The organism is Salinilacustrithrix flava (genome assembly GCF_041228405.1).
GTDB lineage: Bacteria > Actinomycetota > Acidimicrobiia > Acidimicrobiales > Salinilacustritrichaceae > Salinilacustrithrix > Salinilacustrithrix flava.
Map to the genome: position 1 here is coordinate 3,390,213 of NZ_CP133888.1, position 18,595 is coordinate 3,408,807.

23 protein-coding genes are annotated in these 18,595 nt (G+C 70.6%); 16 read left to right on the forward strand and 7 right to left on the reverse strand.

Features of this window, described 5'->3' with window-relative positions; all coding sequences use genetic code 11:
* Positions 1 to 318 precede the first annotated feature (318 nt).
* Together RGQ06_RS16625 and RGQ06_RS16630 are read left to right on the forward strand one after the other, a co-directional pair.
* Positions 319 to 1,749: an MBOAT family O-acyltransferase gene (locus RGQ06_RS16625; RefSeq protein ID WP_432429836.1), complete on the forward strand. Its 1,431-nt coding sequence runs from the start codon at positions 319 to 321 to the stop codon at positions 1,747 to 1,749.
* The gene (locus tag RGQ06_RS16630) at positions 1,749 to 2,699 is read left to right on the forward strand and encodes a hypothetical protein (protein ID WP_432429837.1); all 951 of its coding nucleotides are present in this window, start codon (positions 1,749 to 1,751) and stop codon (positions 2,697 to 2,699) included. The genes RGQ06_RS16625 and RGQ06_RS16630 overlap by 1 nt, the downstream gene beginning before the upstream one ends.
* Before the next feature lie 35 nt (positions 2,700 to 2,734).
* Here RGQ06_RS16630 and RGQ06_RS16635 read toward each other — a convergent pair whose 3' ends face one another.
* From RGQ06_RS16635 to RGQ06_RS16645, 3 genes are all read right to left on the reverse strand, one after another.
* Complete coding sequence (locus RGQ06_RS16635) at positions 2,735 to 2,929, reverse strand: hypothetical protein (RefSeq protein ID WP_432429838.1); 195 nt, start codon at positions 2,927 to 2,929, stop codon at positions 2,735 to 2,737.
* A 93-nt stretch (positions 2,930 to 3,022) separates the two neighbouring features.
* A complete protein-coding gene (locus RGQ06_RS16640; RefSeq protein WP_432429839.1) occupies positions 3,023 to 4,408 on the reverse strand; it encodes an NADH-ubiquinone oxidoreductase-F iron-sulfur binding region domain-containing protein in 1,386 nt (461 codons plus the stop codon).
* A 42-nt stretch (positions 4,409 to 4,450) separates the two neighbouring features.
* A complete protein-coding gene (locus tag RGQ06_RS16645; protein WP_432429840.1) occupies positions 4,451 to 5,713 on the reverse strand; it encodes a saccharopine dehydrogenase family protein in 1,263 nt (420 codons plus the stop codon).
* On the opposite strand from RGQ06_RS16645, the gene RGQ06_RS16650 reads away from it, so the two are divergent.
* Entirely contained in the window at positions 5,712 to 6,488 is a 777-nt protein-coding gene (locus tag RGQ06_RS16650) for an SOS response-associated peptidase (protein ID WP_432429841.1), read from the forward strand. The two genes, RGQ06_RS16645 and RGQ06_RS16650, sit on opposite strands and share 2 nt — an antisense overlap.
* Here the strand turns inward: RGQ06_RS16650 and RGQ06_RS16655 are convergent.
* Positions 6,485 to 6,907, reverse strand: a complete 423-nt coding sequence (locus RGQ06_RS16655; RefSeq protein WP_432429842.1) for an HIT family protein — start codon at positions 6,905 to 6,907, stop codon at positions 6,485 to 6,487. The two genes, RGQ06_RS16650 and RGQ06_RS16655, sit on opposite strands and share 4 nt — an antisense overlap.
* A 36-nt stretch (positions 6,908 to 6,943) precedes the next feature.
* On the opposite strand from RGQ06_RS16655, the gene RGQ06_RS16660 reads away from it, so the two are divergent.
* The 10 genes from RGQ06_RS16660 to glgX all read left to right on the forward strand — a co-directional run bounded on the left by RGQ06_RS16660 (position 6,944) and on the right by glgX (position 15,420).
* Entirely contained in the window at positions 6,944 to 7,609 is a 666-nt protein-coding gene (locus tag RGQ06_RS16660) for a CDP-alcohol phosphatidyltransferase family protein (RefSeq protein WP_432429843.1), read from the forward strand.
* Positions 7,610 to 7,671: 62 nt separating this feature from the next.
* Positions 7,672 to 8,046 (forward strand): glycine cleavage system protein GcvH, encoded by a 375-nt coding sequence (gcvH, locus tag RGQ06_RS16665; protein WP_432429844.1) that lies wholly within the window; start codon positions 7,672 to 7,674, stop codon positions 8,044 to 8,046.
* Between the two features lie 10 nt (positions 8,047 to 8,056).
* Entirely contained in the window at positions 8,057 to 8,536 is a 480-nt protein-coding gene (locus tag RGQ06_RS16670; protein WP_432429845.1) for an FHA domain-containing protein, read from the forward strand.
* Entirely contained in the window at positions 8,533 to 9,399 is an 867-nt protein-coding gene (locus tag RGQ06_RS16675; protein WP_432429846.1) for a MerR family transcriptional regulator, read from the forward strand. The genes RGQ06_RS16670 and RGQ06_RS16675 overlap by 4 nt, the downstream gene beginning before the upstream one ends.
* Positions 9,400 to 9,446: 47 nt before the next feature.
* The gene (locus tag RGQ06_RS16680; protein WP_432429847.1) at positions 9,447 to 9,944 is read left to right on the forward strand and encodes a bifunctional nuclease family protein; all 498 of its coding nucleotides are present in this window, start codon (positions 9,447 to 9,449) and stop codon (positions 9,942 to 9,944) included.
* A 16-nt stretch (positions 9,945 to 9,960) separates the two neighbouring features.
* Positions 9,961 to 11,022, forward strand: coding sequence for a potassium channel family protein (locus RGQ06_RS16685; RefSeq protein ID WP_432429848.1), 1,062 nt, complete (start codon positions 9,961 to 9,963; stop codon positions 11,020 to 11,022).
* A gap of 100 nt (positions 11,023 to 11,122) precedes the next feature.
* A complete protein-coding gene (locus RGQ06_RS16690; protein ID WP_432429849.1) occupies positions 11,123 to 11,593 on the forward strand; it encodes a MerR family transcriptional regulator in 471 nt (156 codons plus the stop codon).
* A 35-nt stretch (positions 11,594 to 11,628) separates the two neighbouring features.
* Entirely contained in the window at positions 11,629 to 12,681 is a 1,053-nt protein-coding gene (gene gcvT / locus RGQ06_RS16695) for a glycine cleavage system aminomethyltransferase GcvT (protein WP_432429850.1), read from the forward strand.
* A 52-nt stretch (positions 12,682 to 12,733) separates the two neighbouring features.
* On the forward strand, positions 12,734 to 13,330 hold the full coding sequence (locus RGQ06_RS16700; RefSeq protein ID WP_432429851.1) for a hypothetical protein: 597 nt from the start codon (positions 12,734 to 12,736) through the stop codon (positions 13,328 to 13,330).
* Positions 13,327 to 15,420 carry a glycogen debranching protein GlgX gene (gene glgX / locus RGQ06_RS16705; RefSeq protein WP_432430068.1) on the forward strand — a complete coding sequence of 698 codons (2,094 nt, stop codon included), beginning with the start codon at positions 13,327 to 13,329 and terminating at the stop codon, positions 15,418 to 15,420. The genes RGQ06_RS16700 and glgX overlap by 4 nt, the downstream gene beginning before the upstream one ends.
* Before the next feature lie 28 nt (positions 15,421 to 15,448).
* Here glgX and RGQ06_RS16710 read toward each other — a convergent pair whose 3' ends face one another.
* From RGQ06_RS16710 to RGQ06_RS16720, 3 genes are read right to left on the reverse strand one after another with little or no spacing between them, the layout of a single operon-like run.
* Positions 15,449 to 15,877 (reverse strand): ester cyclase, encoded by a 429-nt coding sequence (locus RGQ06_RS16710; RefSeq protein ID WP_432429852.1) that lies wholly within the window; start codon positions 15,875 to 15,877, stop codon positions 15,449 to 15,451.
* Between the two features lie 4 nt (positions 15,878 to 15,881).
* Positions 15,882 to 16,655, reverse strand: a complete 774-nt coding sequence (locus tag RGQ06_RS16715) for a class II aldolase/adducin family protein (protein WP_432429853.1) — start codon at positions 16,653 to 16,655, stop codon at positions 15,882 to 15,884.
* 31 nt (positions 16,656 to 16,686) lie between these two features.
* Positions 16,687 to 17,331 (reverse strand): TetR/AcrR family transcriptional regulator, encoded by a 645-nt coding sequence (locus RGQ06_RS16720; RefSeq protein ID WP_432429854.1) that lies wholly within the window; start codon positions 17,329 to 17,331, stop codon positions 16,687 to 16,689.
* A gap of 300 nt (positions 17,332 to 17,631) precedes the next feature.
* Between RGQ06_RS16720 and RGQ06_RS16725 the strand changes: the two genes are divergently transcribed.
* From RGQ06_RS16725 to RGQ06_RS16735, 3 genes are all read left to right on the forward strand, one after another.
* Complete coding sequence (locus RGQ06_RS16725; protein WP_432429855.1) at positions 17,632 to 17,796, forward strand: hypothetical protein; 165 nt, start codon at positions 17,632 to 17,634, stop codon at positions 17,794 to 17,796.
* A gap of 10 nt (positions 17,797 to 17,806) precedes the next feature.
* A complete protein-coding gene (locus RGQ06_RS16730) occupies positions 17,807 to 18,016 on the forward strand; it encodes a hypothetical protein (protein ID WP_432429856.1) in 210 nt (69 codons plus the stop codon).
* A gap of 242 nt (positions 18,017 to 18,258) precedes the next feature.
* Positions 18,259 to 18,462, forward strand: a complete 204-nt coding sequence (locus RGQ06_RS16735; RefSeq protein WP_432429857.1) for a hypothetical protein — start codon at positions 18,259 to 18,261, stop codon at positions 18,460 to 18,462.
* Positions 18,463 to 18,595: the final 133 nt, after the last annotated feature.

Below are 18,595 nucleotides of genomic sequence, written 5' to 3' on the forward strand. Positions count from 1 at the left end.
GCGAGCGAATGGTCCACCACCCGCATGACGCCCCGTAGGTCGTCGGCCGCTGCCTCCCGGTTGGTCACACTCCGCAGGTCAGAGCCGGTCCGATGGGCCGGCTCTTCTGCTTCCTGGCCGGAGGGCGCCGGGTCGGTCGCGTCGCAGCCCTACGCTTGCCGGCAGCGGGCCAGGTTCTCGCCGGACCTGCGCTCGCCAGAGGGCCTCGCCTCCCCACAGGGGGCGGGGCCCTCGCCGCGTCCGGCGGAGGTCGTTCCGGCAGGAATCAGGAGGGCGCGATCGGGGTAGGACCCCCCGGGTCCCGACCGGTCACCCTCCATGGTCTTCAACTCCCTCGTCTACGCCCTGTTCCTGCCCGCGGTGGTCGGGCTGCACTGGACCGTCCGTCCTGCGGCGCGCCGGTGGGTGCTGCTCGTGGCGTCCTACGTGTTCTACGCCGCCTGGGACTGGCGCTTCCTCGGGCTGATCTTCCTCTCGACCGCCGTCGACTACACGATCGGCCGAGCCCTGGGGACCGAGCAGACCGAGCGCGCCCGCAAGGCACTGCTGGTCACGAGCGTGGTGACCAACCTGGGGATCCTCGGGGTGTTCAAGTACGGCGGCTTCTTCGTCGAGTCAGCCGCATCGCTGCTCGCTCGGGCGGGCCTGGAGCCCAACCCGGCGCTGCTCCAGATCGTCCTGCCGGTCGGCATCAGCTTCTACACGTTCCAGACGATCTCGTACACCTTCGACGTCTACCGCCGGCAGCTCTCACCCGAGCGCGACCTGCCCACGTTCGCCCTGTACGTGGCGTACTTCCCCCAGCTCGTGGCCGGTCCGATCGAGCGGGCCACCCACCTGCTGCCCCAGCTGCGCTCGGCGCGTGCCCGCCCCGACGCCGAGACGATCCACTCCGCGCTCGGTCTGATCCTGCTCGGCCTGGTCAAGAAGGTGGCCATCGCCGACGCGGTCGCGCCCATCGTGAACCGGGGCTTCTCGAACGCCGGGGACCTCTCCAGCGTCATGGCCTGGACGACCATGGTCGCCTTCGCCCTGCAGGTGTACGGCGACTTCTCCGGCTACACCGACATCGCCCGCGGCACCTCGCGGCTGCTCGGCGTGGAGCTGCGGGTCAACTTCCGCCAGCCCTACCTGTCACGCAACCTCACCGAGTACTGGAACCGATGGCACGTCTCGCTGTCGTCGTGGCTCCGGGCGTACCTCTACGTCCCCCTCGGCGGCAACCGGCACGGCCGTTGGACGACGTACCGGAACCTGATGATCACCATGACGCTGGGCGGGCTCTGGCACGGCGCGGCGTGGACGTTCGTGGCGTGGGGCGTGCTGCACGGCGTGATCCTCTCGGTCGAACGGGCCATGGGCGTGCAGCCCGACGACAGCGATCGGCTCCCGGCCCTGCGGCACGTGCCGGCGATCGTGGCTGCGTTCCTGGTCTGGAACGTGACCCTGGTGCCCTTCCGGGCCAGCTCGCTCGGCAACGCCGGCGAGATGCTGGCCTCGATGTTCAGCGGACCTGTGCTGCCGGCGTCGCTCGCGGCATGGGGTGAGGTCCTCATGATCGCTGGCGCGCTCGTGGCCGTGTTGGTCATCGACGTGCTCCACCGGGCCCGTCCGTCCCGTCTCGTGCGCACCGTCCGCCGACCCCTCGACGCGCCCGTGACCTCCGGTGCGCTCACCGGCGTCGCGGTGGTGGCGCTGGTGCTGTTCAGCGGTTCGCCGTCCACCCCCTTCATCTACTTCCAGTTCTGATGCTCGCCCGCGCCTCCAAGATGCTCGCAACGCTCGTGGCCGTGCTCCTGACGGTCGAGGTGGCCATCCGCGCCGTGTCGTCGGGGTTCGCGGAGCCCGTCACCTGGTACCACGAGATCGCCCAGGCCAAGGTCGAGCAGATCGCCGAGCAGGACGGAGAGCTCGACTACGTCTTCATCGGGACCTCGCAGACCTACCACGGCATCGATCCCGCGGTGATCGACCGACGGCTCAGCACCCGCAGCTACAACGCCGCCATCCCCGCGGGCATCCCACCGCTCCAGCGCCGTTGGCTCGACGACGCCGTCCTGCCCGACCTCGAGGTCGACACCGTGGTGTGGCCCCTGTCATCGATCGACCTGAACGCGGCGCGCCCCCAGGAGGTGGCTCCCCTCTACGACGAGGCGTTCGAGGCGCGGGACGGGGTGCTCGCGGAGGTCGACCGGTGGCTGTCGGCGCGGTCGGCCACGTTCCGCCACCGCCGGACCCTGGCCGATCCCCGCTCGTGGCTCGAGGCGGACGACCCGGTGAGCGGCGCCCGGGACGTCCTGCACGCCAACGGCAAGCGGCGGCCGGGGAGGGCCAACACGAGCGATGCCGAGCGCCGTCGGATCCGACGCGACGTGATCGGCGACTACGAGCTCGGGGGGCGGATGTCCGAGGACATCCGACGGACGGTCGGCGCGCTGCGCGAGCAGGGTGTGGACGTCGTCTTCGTCTGGTTGCCCCAGGCCCCCCGCTTCCTGGACCTGCTGCCCGATCCGTCGGTCGACGTGGCCGCCGAGCGCGAGGCGCGTCGCCTCGCCACCGACCTCGACGTCCCCTTCGTCGATGTCAGCGACGGGTACGGGAACGAGGACTTCAGCGACTTCACCCACCTGAGCGGCGACGCTGCGGAGCGGCTGTCCGCCGCGCTGGCCGACGAGCTCGCCGAGCGACGTCGCAGGTAGCCCGGGGCGTCGCGGTCGTCAGCCCCTCGCGCTCGTCAGTCGTCCCCACCGATGTCCACCTCGATGTCCCCTGGGCTGATGCCGTCGCCGCTGTCACCGTCGCCGCTCACCAGCAGCACGATCAGGACCACGAGGACCACGCCCAGGACCACGAGCAGCCCGATGATCGGTCCACGGCCGCTGCGTCGTTCACGTCGGACCTCGGTCTCGTCGACCCTTCGCTCTTCCATGAGACCCTCCTGGGACGGGGTGTGGGGTGCCGGACCGTACCGGGGGCTGTGGCGTTGCGCTGGTACGACCTGGTGCACCCGGTTCGGCCCGGATCACTCGGGCTCGTAGGTCCAGTCGGGCCGCTTGCGCCAGAAGGTCTCGTCGTAGGTGGCCTGCCCGCCGTCGAGGTCGACCAGCTTGGGGAGCGGGATGGGCCGGGGGCGGGGGCAGCTGCCGTGGTCGACGTGCTCGACGAACTCCTCGGCGAAGGCCCGCACGACGCTCGTGACCATGATCTGCTCCTCGACCGCGAGGTAGCAGCGGTTGCCGTCGGTGACGCGGCCCAGCCAGTGGGCGATGCCCTGCATGTCCTCGGCCGTGCCGCCGCCGGTCTCGAGCCGCTGGAGGTGCTCGGTGATCTCGCCGGAGCCGAGCTTGCACGGCGGGCACTGGCCGCAGGACTCCACGGAGAGGAACCGCGAGTACACGTAGGCGGCGTTGACCATGCAGGCCGTGTCGTCGTGCACGATGAACCCGGCCGAGCCCATGCCGCTGCCGATGGCCTGGAAGCCCTCGTAGGTGAGCGGGACGTCGAGCTGGTCCGCGGTGACGACGGCGTTGGCGACGCCGGAGAAGACCGCCTTCACCGATCGGCCCGGTCCCACGCCGCTGCCGACGGCGTCGATGACGTCGCGCAGGGTCGATCCCATCTCGACCTCGCCGACATCGGGGGCCACCACGTCGCCGACCACGGTGGCCACGATCGTGCCGGGGGACTCCGGGGTGCCCATCGAGCGGAACCACTCGGCACCCCGGGCCAGGATGTGCGGCACGTTCGACAGCGTCTCCACGTTGTTGACCAGCGTGGGGTTGGCGTCGCCGCCGGCACCGGGGGCGGACACCGGCGTGCCCTCCCACCCGGATTGCATGTCGCTGGCGAACAGCCCGTGCTCGTAGGGCGGCAGCAGGCGGGGGAGCGGGGGACGGCCCTCGACGACCTCGAGCATCGCCTTCTCCTCGCCGAACAGGTACTCGTCCGGCCCGGCCACGACGGTGACCTTGCAGTCCGTGCAGATGCCGGCGTCCTGCATCTCCGCGACGGCCCGGGTGACGTTGTCGATCTCCCGCTCGAAGCGCTCCTTGAGGCACACGAAGACCTCCTCGGCAGCGATGGCGAACGCTGCGATGATCAGGCCCTCGACCAGCTGGTACGGGTTCGCCCGCAGCAGGGCCCGATCCTTGAACGTGCCCGGCTCCCCCTCGGCGCCGTTGACGACGAGGTAGCGACGGGTGCCCTCCTGGGAGGCGATGCCCTGCCACTTGCGACCCGTCGGGAACCCACCGCCGCCCCGGCCCCGCAGGCCGGCCCGGCTGATCTCCTCGATGGTCGCCTCCGGCCCGATCTCCTGGGCCCGGGCGACACCGGCCCCGCCCGTCTCCGTCGCGAGGTACGCCTCGATCGACGTGATCGCTTCGGTGGGGAGGAGGAAGCCGGTCATGGGTGAGCTCTATCCGATCGGGGCCGACGGCACAACCGGCGCTCAGGCCGGCCGGATGCGCATGCCGGCCTGCTCGAAGCGATCGAGGACCTCCAGCCCGAGTGCGGTCGCCGGCGTGAGGAAGCCGGCACCGTCGGGTGTGGGTGCCTCGGGGTCGGCGAGGGCGAGGGCAGCCTCACCCAGGATCGTGGCGGTCGACTTGTACCCGGGATGGCCGTCGGCCTCCACGACCACGTCCTGCGTGCCGCCGCTCGTGTCGACGGCCCGCACGTCGAGGCGGTAGCGCCAGCGATCGAGGTCCTCGGGCCGGGGCCCGTCGCCGGGGGAGGGCCCGACCCGCTCGAGGGCGCTCACGATCGAGCGGCGGACCTTCTCGCGAGCGCCGGTGAGGGTGCCCATGCCGACGGCGAGGAGCGATCCGGCCACGGCAGCGGGCGCGGCCAGCAGCCCGGGGAGCATGCCGGCGGTGTCGACGCCCTCCCGGTACTCGAAGTCGGCGGCGTGGATCGTGTCGCCGCTGTCGCGAAGGAGCGATGCGGAGCGGTGGACGACCGGCGGGTTCAGGAACGGGGACGGCACCATCGGTGACAGCCAGCGCCCGGTGCCGCTGTGCTTGCGGGGACGCAGGTCGTAGCGACCGGACCGGCCCGCCCTGGTGTCGAGCACATGGGGATCGGACACCTCGGGGCGGCCCCGCCGGATCTGCTCCATGCCGCTGGCGAAGGTGCCGCCGGAGACCGCGTCGGCGGCCGAGCGGACCCGGAGGTCCCGGTCGGAGGTGATGGTGACGGCCACGTCGACCGAGGCCACGCCGAGGCCGGTGCGCTCGTGCAGCAGGTGGGCGGCGAGGAGGGCCCCGAGGTCGAAGGGCAGCGCCTCGAAGCCCGCCGTGGGGACGATGATGGCGCCGCTCTCCGTCGCCCGGTCGTCGTAGCGCCGGATCATGTCGAGCACCCAGTCGATCTCCCCGCAGGGGTCGATGCAGTGGGTACCGGCCCTCGCGCACGCGGCGTAGACGGGCTCGCCGTGGCGGCCGAAGGGCCCGACCAGGTCGGCGACGACCTTCGCAGCCCCGACCATGTCCTCGATGGAGCGCCGGTCGTCGGTGTCGGCGTGGAGGATGTCGGCTGGTTCGGCGCCCACCGAGGCCAGCGACCGCTCGATGCGGTCGCGATCGCGTCCGGCGACGGCCCAGGTGAGCCCCAGCTCGGGGGCTCGGCGGTGCAGGTGGCGGGCCACCTCCCGGCCGGTGACACCGGTGGGCCCGAACAGGACGACGTCGAACGCGGGGGACGCATCGGTCATGGACGAAGCGTGGCAGGCCGTCGCCACCGCCGCCACCGTGGGTACCGTCGGAGCCATGTGCGGTCGCTTCGTGTCCACGTCGCCACCCGACGAGCTGGCGGCCTACTTCGGGGCCGAGGCCGTGGCCGAGTCGGTGATCGAGCCCAACTACAACGTGGCCCCCACCCAGGACGTCCTCGCCGTCGTCGAGGCCGACGGGGGCCGCTTCCTGGACGCCTTCTTCTGGGGCCTGGTGCCGTCCTGGGCCAAGGACGTCAAGATCGGCTCACGGATGATCAACGCCCGGGCCGAGACGCTCGCGGAGAAGTCGGCGTTCAAGAAGCCCTTCGCCACCCGCCGCTGCCTGGTGCCCGCCGACGGCTTCTACGAGTGGCGCAAGCTCGACAGCGCCAAGAAGCCCAAGAAGCAGCCGATGTTCATCCACCGCGACGACGGCGAGCCGCTGGCCTTCGCCGGTCTCTGGTCCCTCTGGCGGGGGCCGGACAAGGACCAGGAGCCGCTGCGCTCGCTGACGATCGTCACCACCTCGCCCAACGAGCTCCTGGCGACCATCCACGACCGCATGCCGGTGATCCTCCCCGAGGAGCGCTGGGCCACCTGGCTCGACCGGGACAACCACGACCTCGAGGCGCTCTCCGGGCTCCTGGTGCCGCTGCCCGACGGCATCCTCACCGCCACGCCGGTGGCCCCGCTCGTGAACAACGTGCGCAACAACGGCCCCGAGCTGCTCGAGCTGGTGCCCGAGGAGCCCGCGGAGCAGACCTCCCTGCTCTAGTCCACGCCCGGGTCGTGGCCCGCGCTGCGGAGGGCGGCCACGAGGTCGTCTCGGGCCTGATCCATCGCGGCGGCGTCGGGGTCCCGAGCGGCGTTGGCGAAGTCCATGTCGTGCACCCCGTCGATCGGCACGACGTGCAGGTGCACGTGGGGAACCTCGAGGCCGGCGATCATCAGCCCGATCCTGGTGGGGGAGAAGGCCGCCATCTGGGCCTGTCCGATCCGCTGGCTGACCGCCATGAGGTGGCTGTTGACCTCGGGGTCCAGGTCGAGCCAGTGGTCGACCTCCTGGACGGGCACGACCAGCGCATGGCCGTGGCGCAGCGGGTTGATCGAGAGGAACGCGACGCAGCGGTCGTCCCGCCAGACGAAGCGGCCGGGGAGCTCGCCCTGGATGATCTTGGTGAACACGGTGGCCATGCCCGCCAGTGTGACAGGGACCGTAGGGTGCATTTCATGAGCGAACCGGTCGAGGACGCCGCCGAATCCGCCGTCGCACCCGACGATGCGATCGTCCTCGACGAGGACCTCGTCGAAGACGCCGGGATCCTCACCATCCCGAACCTCATCACCGTCATCCGGCTGTGCACCCTGCCGGTGTTCGTCTACCTCCTGTTCGGCGCGGACGACCGGTGGGCGGCCGGGTGGGTGCTGTTCCTCATCGGCAGCACGGACTGGCTCGACGGCTACCTGGCCCGCCGCCTCGGGCAGGTGTCCAACGTCGGCAAGGTGCTCGACCCGGTGGCCGACCGCCTGCTGTTCTTCGTCGGCGTCGGCTCCATCATCATCGACGGCTCCGTCCCGCTCTGGTTCGCCGTCGCGGTGCTGGTCCGCGAGGCCGCAGTGGCCATCGGCACCGTCTCGCTCGCCGCGCTCGGCGCGTCGCGGATCGACGTCACCTGGTACGGCAAGGCCGCGACGTTCGCCCTGATGGGCGCGTTCCCGTCCTTCCTCGTCGGCGCCAGCGACCACGCCACGGCCGACGGGTTCCGGGTGCTGGCGTGGGTCGTGGGAGTCCCGGGCCTGGCCCTGGCCTACTGGTCGGCCCTGCTCTACATCCCGCTCGGGCGCAAGGCCCTCGCCGAGGGTCGCCAGGTCCGGGCCGATCGCAGCGCAGCCTGATCGCACCCGGCACGCGCTCCATCGCTGAGCCCGGGCCGGATCGTCCGGTAGCCTCCGCCGGCATGAACGTGCCCGAGGACCTCGCGTACTCGTCCGACCACGAGTGGATCCGCACCGACGGCGGCCGGGCCCGCGTCGGCATCACCGACTACGCCCAGGACGCCCTCGGCGACGTCGTCTACGTGCAGCTGCCCGAGGTGGGCGCCGACGTGTCCGCCGGCGACGCCATCGCCGAGGTGGAGTCCACCAAGTCGGTCTCCGACATCTACGCGCCCGTGTCGGGCACCATCGTGGAGGTCAACACCGAGCTGGCCGACACCCCCGAACGGCTCAACGACGACCCCTACGGCGAGGGCTGGATCTTCATCATCGAGACGGCCGACGGCGGCACCGAGCTCCTGGACGCAGGCGCCTACCGGAACCTCATCGAGGGCTGAGGCGGCTCCGGTGGCTGATCACGTCTTCTGCACCCGCTGCGGGCACGGCAACCCCCTCGGGTCGAACTTCTGCTCGTCCTGCGGGGCAGGCCTCGAGCACCGCAGCGGCGAGGACTCCACGATCACGTTCCACACCGAGCCCGGCCTCGAAGGGGCCGAGGACGTCGGGGTCGACCTGCACGAGATCCCGGCAGGCGTCGGCGCGCTGGTGGTCAGGCGCGGGCGCAACGCCGGCAGCCGCTACGTCCTCGACGCCGACCGCACCGTCGCTGGTCGCCATCCCGAGAGCGACATCTTCCTCGACGACGTCACCGTCTCCCGTCGCCACGCCGAGATCACCCGGGAGGGCGACGACTACACCGTGCGCGACGTCGGCTCCCTGAACGGCACCTACCTGAACCGGAACCGGGTCGAGGAGGCGCCCCTGCGCGACGGTGACGAGCTGCAGATCGGGTCCTTCAAGCTGGTCTTCGTCCACGGCGACGCATGAGCCACGAGACCGGGGAGCACGCCCACCTGTCCATCGGCGAGGTCCTCTCGCTGGTGCAGGCGGACTTCCCGGACATCACGATCTCCAAGATCCGCTTCCTCGAGTCCCAAGGCCTGCTCGACCCCGAGCGCACGCCGTCCGGCTACCGCAAGTTCTACGACGCCGACATCGAGCGCCTGCAGTGGATCCTGACCCAGCAGCGGGACCACTTCCTGCCCCTGAAGGTGATCCGCGAGCGGCTCGCCGAGTGGGACGCCACCGGGACACCGCCGGCGGGCGATCACCAGAGCCCGCCCGCCGACCAGCTCCCCGGGGCTCTCCAGGACGAGAGCGGCGACGACGTCCGCCACGCCGCGGCATCGCTGGCTGCGGCCTCGGCGATCGAGGTCGGCCCCCACGACGAGGAGCCGGCCCCCCCGGAGCCAGCCGAAGCGCCCGAGGGCGCACCGCAGCCGGTGGGCACCGCCCTCGACCACGCGCCGGACGGGTCCTCCCTCACCGCCGAGGAGCTGGCCGCCCGGGCCAACGTCGGCGTCGATGCGGTGCACGAGCTCGAGGGGTTCTCGATGATCTCGTCGCGACGGATCGGGAACGACACCTACTACGACGTCGACCAGCTGCCGATCGTGGAGGCGTGCCGGGCGTTCCTCGACCACGGCGTCGAGGTCCGCCACCTGCGCATGTACAAGATCGCCGCCGAGCGCGAGGCGGGGGTGCTCGAGCAGCTCATCGTGCCCCTGCTCAAGCAGCGCAACCCCGAAGCCCGGGCCCGTGCGGTCGACACCGTCACCGAGCTGGCCGACGCGGGCGAGTCCCTGCACGCCGCGCTGCTGCGCCGGGCGCTGCGCGACACCCTCCCGTAGCGCGGACCGCAACGGGGTCCGCGGGGCCAGCGATAGGGTGGCCCGTGATGACTTCGGAGATGGAGCTCGTCGGCGTCCGCGTGGACATGCCCTCGAACACCCCGGTGATGCTGCTCCGGGAGCTCGAGGGCGATCGCCGGATGCTGGCGATCATGATCGGTGGACCAGAGGCCCAGGCCATCGCCTTCGCGCTCGATGGCGTGGAGACGCGCCGGCCCCTCACCCACGACCTCATCACCCTGCTGCTGGACGAGCTGGACGCCCACCTCGATCGCATCGTGATCTCGGCGCTGCGCGACGACGTCTACTACGCGGATCTCCACCTGCAGGTCGGCGAGCAGGTCCACGTCGTCTCGGCCCGCCCGAGCGATGCCATGGCCATCGCCGTGCGGGTGGGCACGCCCGTGTTCGCCGACGAGGCCGTCCTGGCCGAAGCCGGCTACCTGGACGTGCCCGACGACGAGGACCTCGAGGACGACGACGAGGTCGTCGAGGAGTTCCGTGAGTTCATCGACCAGGTGAACCCCGAAGACTTCGCGTCCTAGGACGAGGCACCAGCACGTGTGGGGCGCCGAGCTGCGCCGGCGGGCCAGCGTGGGGCGGCCGCACCCGGTCAGCGCAGCGGCCCGCCTCCAGCGAGGTGTGCTGCTGCTCGGGCTGGTCACGCTGCTCGGGACGCTCGGGTACGTGGTCATCGGCCTGGAGCCCGAGGACTCGCTGTACCAGACGATCCTGACCATCTCCACGGTCGGGTACCGGGAGATCGGCCCCGCCCACCTGATCGACACCACCGGATACCGGGTCGTGACGATGACGCTCGTCGTGAGCGGTGTGGGCACGGCGCTCTACACCCTGGGTGTCATGCTCGAATCGATCGTCGAGGGTCGACTCACCGACCAGATCTGGAGGAGGCGCATGGACAAGGGCATCGCCGCCATGTCCGACCACGTCATCGTCTGCGGGTGGGGACGCGTCGGCCAGACGATCGCGCGCGACATCGCCGCATCCGGGACCGAGGTCGTGGTCATCGACATCGACCCCGACCGGTTCAGCGAGATGGAGCTGCCCTTCATCGAGGGCGACGCCACCGACGACGGCGTCCTGGCCGCGGCCTCGATCGGCCGGGCCCGCGCCCTCGTGACCGCGCTCGACTCCGACGCCGCCAACCTGTTCGTGACCCTCTCCGGGCGGGCGCTCCGGGCCGATCTGTTCATCGTCGCCCGCGCCCGCATCGAGTCCGCGGAGGCCAAGCTGCTCCAGGCCGGCGCCGACCGGGTGGTCAACCCCCAGCACATCGGCGGCCAGCGCATCGCGGCGTTGATCCTGCAACCCTCCGTCACCGACTTCCTCGACGTGGTGATGCACGACGCCGACCTCGAGTTCCGGTTGGCCGAGGTCGAGGTCCACGCCGGTTCGGCCATCGCCGGACGGAGCCTGCGGGACGCCCACATCCGGGACCGGACCGGCGCGCTCGTGCTCGCGATGCGCGACGCCGCCGGGCGGTTCCGCAGCAACCCGACACCGGAGACCCTCCTCCAAGCCGGTGAGGTGCTGATCGCCATCGGCACGCCCGAGCAGCTGCTCGCGCTGGGGGAGGCGGTGGCCGACGGGGCCACCCGTTGACGCAGCGCGCGACCGGTCATACCATTCCGCCACGACACGCGCGTAATTTCGCCGGTGTGGTCCGTCGGGCCCGCTGGAGGCGCTGGACGGAGGAGCGGTGATGGCAGGCACGATCGAAGGTGGCTTCTCGGGGAAGCGGGCGGCAGAGATCGTCGGCATCACCTACCGCCAGCTCGACTACTGGGCCCGCACCGACCTGATCCGGCCGTCGCTCGCCGACGCCGGCGGCTCCGGCACCCGGCGCCGCTACAGCTACAAGGACCTGCTCGAGCTCAAGGTCATCAAGCGCCTGCTCGACGCCGGCATCAAGCTGGAGTCCATCCGCGAGGCCTTCGAGTACCTGCGCGAGCGCCTCGGCGAGGACGTCGCCTCCGCCCACCTGGTCATCGACGGCACGAGCGCCGTGCTGGTCCGGGGCAACGAGCTGATCGACGTGGTGAACCGCTACCAGGGACAGGGCGTGCTCAACCTGCTCCCCATGGACGGCGTCATCGAGGAGCTCGACACCGCCGTGCAGATGTTCAGCGACGACACCACCCCGAAGGGCATCGGCACCGCCGCCCAGGGCTGATCCGCCCGCCGCCTCGCACCTGCCAGGCTCGGGGCATGCAGCGATCGCCCCTCGATGCCGAGCACCGCACCCTCGGCGCCAAGCTCGTTCCCTTCGGCGGCTGGGAGATGCCGCTCGCGTACGCCGAGGGCACCGTCGCCGAACACCGCGCCTGTCGCACCGGCGCGGTCGCCTTCGACGTGTCCCACCTCGGCACGGTGCGCGTCACCGGGCCCGGTGCCTTCGAGCGGCTGCAGACCACGCTCACCAACGACCTCCGCCGGATCGAGCCGGGTCGGGCCCAGTACACCCACCTGCTCGACGCCGACGACGCCTCGGTGGTGGACGACATCATCGTGTGGTGGCGCGACGACGAGGTGTTCGACGTCATGCCGAACGCGTCCAACACCGACGGCGTGCGGGAGGCCATCGGCGGGGAGGACGTGACCGCGACGCGGGCCGTGATCGCGATCCAGGGGCCTGACGCGCGCGCCCGCCTCGCAGCGGTGGCACCTGATGCGGCCGAGGTGCCTCGCTTCGCGGTCCGCAGCTTCGACTGGGACGGGCACGCCTGCACGGTGGCCGGCACCGGCTACACCGGGGAGGACGGGGTGGAGTGCGCAGTGCCCGCCGACGTGGCACCCGCCTTCTGGCAGGCGCTGCTGGCCGGCGGCATCGAGCCGGCGGGTCTCGGCGCCCGGGACACGTTGCGCCTCGAGGCCGGTCTGCCCCTGCACGGCAACGAGCTCGGCCCCGGCATCACCCCGCTGCAGGCCGGCCTCGGCTGGGTGGTCCGCTGGGACACCGAGTTCCGCGGCAAGGCCGCCCTGCAGGCGGAACGGGAGACCGGGGTGGCCCGCCGCCTGCGCGGCCTGGTCTGCGAGGGACGCCGGCCACCCCGCACGGGGAACCCGGTGCACGTCGGGGGCGTCAGCGCCGGCACGGTCACCTCCGGCAACTTCTCGCCCATGCTCGAGACCGGCATCGCGCTGGCCTTCCTGCCGCCGGACGTGGAGGACGGGGTCGAGGTCGAGATCGACGTCCGGGGTTCGGTGGTGCCTGCCGTGGTGACCAAGCCGCCGTTCTGGCCGAACGACCGCGACGGGTGACCACGCGGGGTAGTGTCTCTGGCCCGACAGAACCTTCCCGAGGGAATGCCTGATGCACCGCAGCAAGATCTTCGCCCCGCTCGTCGCCGTCGCCCTGCTCTTCGCCGCGTGCGGCGATGACGACGACACCAGCACCGCCACCGACGACACGGTCGCCGACGCTGCCGAGGACACCACGGAGAGCGAGACCGAGAGCGAGACCGACTCCGGCACCTCCGAGGACATCGACGAAGAGGCCCTCGCCGACAGCATGGGGGAGTGCGGCTTCCTCGCCGCCTTCGCCACGGCCTTCGAGGACTTCGATCCGACCACCATGTACGGCGGCGAGGAGGCGACCGACTTCGGCCAGCTCTTCGCCCCCCTCGCCGAGGCGACCCAGGAGGTCGCGGCGGCAGCCCCCGACGAGATCCGCGATGCCTTCTCGACCCTGGCCGACGGCTTCAGCCAGGTCGCAGCCGAGCTCGAGGGCGTGGTGCTGGACTTCACCGACCCCGAGAGCATGGATCCCGAGACCATGGCCAAGCTCGAGAGCCTCGACACCGCGTTCGGTGAGGAGTACGAGGCGGCCGCAGCCGAGGTCGATGCGTGGATGACCGAGAACTGCGCCGACATCGCTGACACCTTCGACCTGGACGCCTTCGGATCCTGAGCGAGATCTGGCCCGGTCGGGCATACCCACTCGGCGCCACCTTCGACGGGGCCGGCACCAACTTCAGCCTCTTCAGCGAGATCGCCGAGCGGGTCGAGCTGTGCCTGTTCGGCCGCGACGGGCGTGAGACCCGCCACGAGCTGGTCGAGGTCGACGCGCACTGCTGGCACGCCTACCTCCCCGGGGTCGGCCCCGGCCAGCAGTACGGCTTCCGCGTGCACGGCCCCTGGGCGCCCGACGCCGGCCACCGCTGCAACCCGCACAAGCTGCTGCTGGACCCCTACGCCAAGGCGGTCACCGGCACCGTCGACTGGGACGAAGCCTGCTTCTCCCACCGCTTCGACGATCCGGCCCGGCCGAACGTGGAGGACAGCGCGCCCCACGTCCCCAAGTCGGTCGTGGTCAACCCGTTCTTCCACTGGGGCAACGACCACGCGCCGGGCACCCCGCTCGAGGACACGATCATCTACGAGGTCCACGTCAAGGGCTTCACCCAGAAGATGCCGGGCATCCCCGACGAGCTGCGCGGCACCTACGCCGGGCTGGCGCATCCGGTGGCCATCCAGCACCTCCGCCGCCTCGGCATCACCGCCGTGGAGCTGCTCCCGACGCACCAGTTCATCCACGACCACTGGCTGGTCGACAAGGACCTGACCAACTACTGGGGCTACAACTCCATCGGCTTCCTGGCCCCGCACAACGGCTACGCCGCGTGGGGCGACGAGGGCGGCCAGGTCCAGGAGTTCCGTCACATGGTCAAGTCGATGCACGATGCCGGCATCGAGGTGATCCTCGACGTGGTCTACAACCACACCGCCGAGGGCGACCACGACGGGCCGACGCTGTCGTTCAAGGGCATCGACAACGCCGCCTACTACCGCCTCGAGGACGCCGACCGGGCCCGCTACCGGGACTACACCGGCACCGGCAACTCCATGAACATGCGCCACCCCCACGTGCTGCAGCTCATCATGGACTCGCTGCGCTACTGGGTCACCGAGATGCACGTCGACGGGTTCCGCTTCGACCTGGCCGCCACCCTGGCCCGAGAGCTGCACGAGGTGGACCGCCTCTCTGCCTTCTTCGACCTGATCCAGCAGGACCCGGTCGTGTCGCAGGTGAAGCTGATCGCCGAACCCTGGGACGTGGGGGAGGGGGGCTACCAGGTCGGCAACTTCCCGCCGCTGTGGTCCGAGTGGAACGGCAAGTTCCGTGACACCGTGCGCGACTACTGGCTCCAGCAGCACACCGCGCTGCGGGACTTCGGCTACCGCTTCACCGGCTCCTCGGACCTCTACGAGGCGTCCAGCCGCCGACCGTCGGCGTCGGTGAACTTCGTGACCGCCCACGACGGCTTCACCCTCGCCGACCTCGTCGCCTACGACCGCAAGCACAACGAGGCCAACGGGGAGGGCAACCGGGACGGCACCGACGACAACCGCTCCTCGAACCACGGCGTGGAGGGCCCCACCGACGACCCCGAGATCCAGGCGCTGCGGCGGCGTCAGCGAAAGAACCTGCTGATCACCGTGCTGTGCTCCCAGGGCGTGCCGATGCTCCTCGGCGGCGACGAGCTCGGCCGCAGCCAGCGGGGCAACAACAACGCCTACTGCCAGGACAACGAGCTGTCCTGGTTCGACTGGTCCGAGGTCGACCTCGAGCTGCTCGACTTCACCCGCCGCCTGGTGCACCTGCGCCGGGAGCACCCGGTGTTCCGCCGACGCCGCTGGTTCCAGGGCCGGCCGATCCACGGCTCCGACGTGTTCGACATCGCGTGGCTGAAGCCGGACGGCACGTCGATGACCCACGACGACTGGAACTCGGGGCTGGCCGACGCGATCGGCATCTTCCTGAACGGCGAGGCGATGCCCTCGGTCGACCGACGGGGCGAACCCATCGTCGGCGAGAGCTTCCTGTTGCTGCTCAACCCGACCCCGGGCTCGATCGAGTGGACGCTGCCGGGCGAACCGCTGGGGGAGCGATGGGTCGTGGAGCTGTCCTCCGACGAGCTCCTGTCCAGCCAGCTGGTGCGGGGCCGATCGCTCGGGGTCTGCGCCCGCTCGGCCACCGTCCTGCGACGACTGGGCTAGTCACCGCCCGCCGGTCCGTCGGAGATGACTAGGCCAGCTGGCGGGCGATGGTGCCGGCGTCGTAGTAGAGGCGCTGGTTGATCAGGTCTTCGCCGTCGAACTCGAAGATCGACGCCATCCGGGCCCGGAACCGCTTGCCGCTGGGCTCGACCCCGTGGACCTCACCGAGGTGCGTGCCCGTCATCCAGTGCTCCGACACCACGGCCCGGTCGCTGTGGTGGTGGCAGATGACCTCGAAGGACTGGTCGGGGAAGGCGCGGCGCCGCTCGGCCAGGTAGGCCCGCATCGCCTCGGCCCCGTCGAGCACCCGCCCGGAGGCGATCAGCTCCATCCGGGGCCGGGTGAAGGTGGCCACGACCGCGTCGATGTCGCCGGTGCAGTGCGCGTCGAGGTGGCGCCGCAGGACCTGCTCCCGGGCGTCCCGGAGCTTGTCGCTGATCGGCACGACGTCGGCCACCGGTTCAGTCCAGCAGGTCGGGCTGGTCGCGGAGGATCTTGTCGTACAGCGGCTGGAAGCTGAACCAGCCGGCGAAGCTCGAGCCGACCTGGCTGTGGGCCTGCTGGGCCCCCTCCTCGTCGATGAGGATCGGCGTGCCGGCGGCCTCGGCCATGAGCTGCACCTCGCAGCTGCGCTCCATGCTGATGTACCACCAGGCGGCCTCGTCGACGGAGCCGCCGACGGTGAGCAGGCCGTGGTTGCGCAGGATGGCGGCCTTGTTGTCGCCGAGGGCGTGGGCGATGCGCTTGCCCTCCTCGACGTCGAGGACGACGCCGGTGTAGTCGTCGAAGACGGCGTGGTCGTCGTAGAAGGCGCACGCGTCCTGGGTGATCATGTCGAGGGGACGAGCCAGGGTCGACCACGCCCGACCCGCCTTGGAGTGGGTGTGGGCGGCGGCGACGGCGTCGGGGCGGGCCTGGTGGATCTGGGAGTGGATGGCGAAGGCGGCCTGGTTGACCGGCCAGTCGCCCTCGACGACGGCGCCGTTGTGGTCGACCAGGATCAGGTCCGAGACGCGCACCAGGTCGAAGCTGAGGCCGAAGGGGTTCACCCAGAACAGCTCGGGGTGCTCGGGGTCCCGGGCGGTGACGTGGCCGGCCACGCCCTCGTTGAAGCCGAACCGGCCGAAGAGGCGGAACGTGGCGGCGAGGCGCTGCTTGCGGTGCAGGCGCTCCTCCTCGACGGATGCGAACTCCGGGAGCTTGTGCGGGGTGGGGTGGGGCACGGTGGCTGGCACGGAGGTCTCCTTCGACGGCGGCGCGATGCCCTCAGTGTAGGTGTGTGCCCGAGATCACTGCGGGGTCGGCACCCGCACCCCGGGCGATGCCCTCGAAGCCGCTCCAGAGCAGGGTCGTGAGGTAGGTCGTGAGGGCGTGGCGGGACATGGTGCGGTTGCGGATCCACCAGTCGCCGGCCTGGTGGACCATGCCGACGATGCCGTGGGCGAAGGGCTCGGCCCCGCCGGCGTCGAGCCCCTGGGCGCGGAGCTGGTCGCCGATGCGGACCGCGACCTCGCGGGCGACCGATTCGACGATGGCGCCCGCCTCCTCGAGGTCGGGCCGCACGCCGCCGCCGGACGTGAGGAACGTGTACAGCTGGGGCTCATCCTCGAGGAACTCGAGGTAGGTGTCGACGGTCCGCCACAGCAGGTCGCGCGGCGCTTCGCTCTCCAGAGGCGTCGCCAGGCGGTTCATGAGGACCGTGGCGTAGTGGTCGCCGATGGCCCGCCCCAGGCCCTCGCGGTCACCGAAGTGGCGGTACAGGATCGGCTTGGTCACCCCACCCTGGGCGGCGAGCTGCTCCATGGACGCGTTGGGGCCGATGGTGCGGATGGCAGCGACCGCGGCCTCGAGCAGCTGGGCACGACGTTCCTCACGGCTCGGTCGGGAGCCGGTCCTGCTGCGCGGGGCCATCGCACCAGGCTACCGGTGCGCCGCCGCACCGCTGAGCACGTCGAAGCGTCACGGTGACGAAACCAGGGATGGACGATGGGGAGCGAGGCAGCGCGGCCCATCCGCCGACCCACCCATCGGGGATTGGTGACAAAGGGTGAACCCCCAGGTCAGCGGATCGGGCCCTGAGGGAGTGGAACGCGTTTTTGCCAAAAGTGGAACGCGCCTGAGCGATAGGAGCGGGGGAGAGGGGTGGTCGAGCCGCCAAAGATCCGGCATTATGCACGCAGCCCGTCGTAACAACTTGATACAGTCGGACGTGTGCCTGGAGGCGACGTCAAGCTCACCTACGACGAGGCCATGGCGATTTGCCTGCTCCTCGCCGAGGCCGCCGATGCGGTGACCGACGACGACCAGCTCCGAGACACCTGGGCTGAGGAGGCTCGGCTCATTATCGAACTCGTCCTGAACCGGACCGACGACTGAGAGCAGCCAGATGGCGACAACCACGAAGCCCGAATCGAAGCAGGAGAACCTCTTGAAGCTTGTTCGCTACGCGGCCGAGAACGCCGGCATCGCTTCGAGCAAGCGAGACGCAGCGATCCGTGAGGCGCACCGCGCTGGATCATCTCTGCGCGAGATCGCCGAGGCGAGCGGGATCTCGCACATGACCGTCAAGCGCATCGTCGAGCGGACGGCGGAGTAGCCGGACCGATCATCCAGCATCTGGGAAGATCGGCGAACACGAGCCGGCGAGCGGTTGCCTCGCGACTAGGACAGATGGGAGCGCATGACGAACACTCGGGGATGCGTGTGCGACGTGGCATCTGGGCCGTGTCAGTGCTGGGCCTCGCGTCGTGCCTTGGGTGTTCCTGGGACCAGACAGCTTCCGAGCCTCCCGATCGAACAGGCATCGAAGACTGTCCTGCGGTCGGCGATACCATCGTCTTGGGCGAGATCGACCCGTACTGCATCGTCGATGACGACGTGGCGGTCTTCTTCGAGCGAATCGAGTGTCCAGATGGCCGGACTCTGATTGGGGACTCGGTCAACGGCTACGGGTTCGTCGGTGACCAGCTCGTGAGGTTCGACGAGGATCATTACCAGTGGGAACGAGAGCGTTGCGGAGCGCCGCCGACCACAGTGCCGTAGCCGTCCCTACGTGCCGTTAGCCGGGCCGCGAGTTGCGGCTGCGAACTACCGCCATCCTGATCTTCGCCGAGAATCCACGTTCTGTAAAGTTGCGATCCTGGACGGCCAGGTGGAGCCCGAACCGCCCTCCACC

Coding starts and splice junctions, on each gene's coding strand:
- RGQ06_RS16625 (WP_432429836.1), top strand. CDS start 319: ATGGTCTTCAACTCCCTCGTCTACGCCCTGTTCCTGCCCGCGGTGGTC.
- RGQ06_RS16630 (WP_432429837.1), top strand. CDS start 1,749: ATGCTCGCCCGCGCCTCCAAGATGCTCGCAACGCTCGTGGCCGTGCTC.
- RGQ06_RS16635 (WP_432429838.1), bottom strand. CDS start 2,929: ATGGAAGAGCGAAGGGTCGACGAGACCGAGGTCCGACGTGAACGACGC.
- RGQ06_RS16640 (WP_432429839.1), bottom strand. CDS start 4,408: ATGACCGGCTTCCTCCTCCCCACCGAAGCGATCACGTCGATCGAGGCG.
- RGQ06_RS16650 (WP_432429841.1), top strand. CDS start 5,712: ATGGACGAAGCGTGGCAGGCCGTCGCCACCGCCGCCACCGTGGGTACC.
- RGQ06_RS16645 (WP_432429840.1), bottom strand. CDS start 5,713: ATGACCGATGCGTCCCCCGCGTTCGACGTCGTCCTGTTCGGGCCCACC.
- RGQ06_RS16655 (WP_432429842.1), bottom strand. CDS start 6,907: ATGGCCACCGTGTTCACCAAGATCATCCAGGGCGAGCTCCCCGGCCGC.
- RGQ06_RS16660 (WP_432429843.1), top strand. CDS start 6,944: ATGAGCGAACCGGTCGAGGACGCCGCCGAATCCGCCGTCGCACCCGAC.
- gcvH (WP_432429844.1), top strand. CDS start 7,672: ATGAACGTGCCCGAGGACCTCGCGTACTCGTCCGACCACGAGTGGATC.
- RGQ06_RS16675 (WP_432429846.1), top strand. CDS start 8,533: ATGAGCCACGAGACCGGGGAGCACGCCCACCTGTCCATCGGCGAGGTC.
- RGQ06_RS16680 (WP_432429847.1), top strand. CDS start 9,447: ATGACTTCGGAGATGGAGCTCGTCGGCGTCCGCGTGGACATGCCCTCG.
- RGQ06_RS16690 (WP_432429849.1), top strand. CDS start 11,123: ATGGCAGGCACGATCGAAGGTGGCTTCTCGGGGAAGCGGGCGGCAGAG.
- gcvT (WP_432429850.1), top strand. CDS start 11,629: ATGCAGCGATCGCCCCTCGATGCCGAGCACCGCACCCTCGGCGCCAAG.
- RGQ06_RS16700 (WP_432429851.1), top strand. CDS start 12,734: ATGCACCGCAGCAAGATCTTCGCCCCGCTCGTCGCCGTCGCCCTGCTC.
- RGQ06_RS16720 (WP_432429854.1), bottom strand. CDS start 17,331: ATGGCCCCGCGCAGCAGGACCGGCTCCCGACCGAGCCGTGAGGAACGT.
- RGQ06_RS16730 (WP_432429856.1), top strand. CDS start 17,807: ATGGCGACAACCACGAAGCCCGAATCGAAGCAGGAGAACCTCTTGAAG.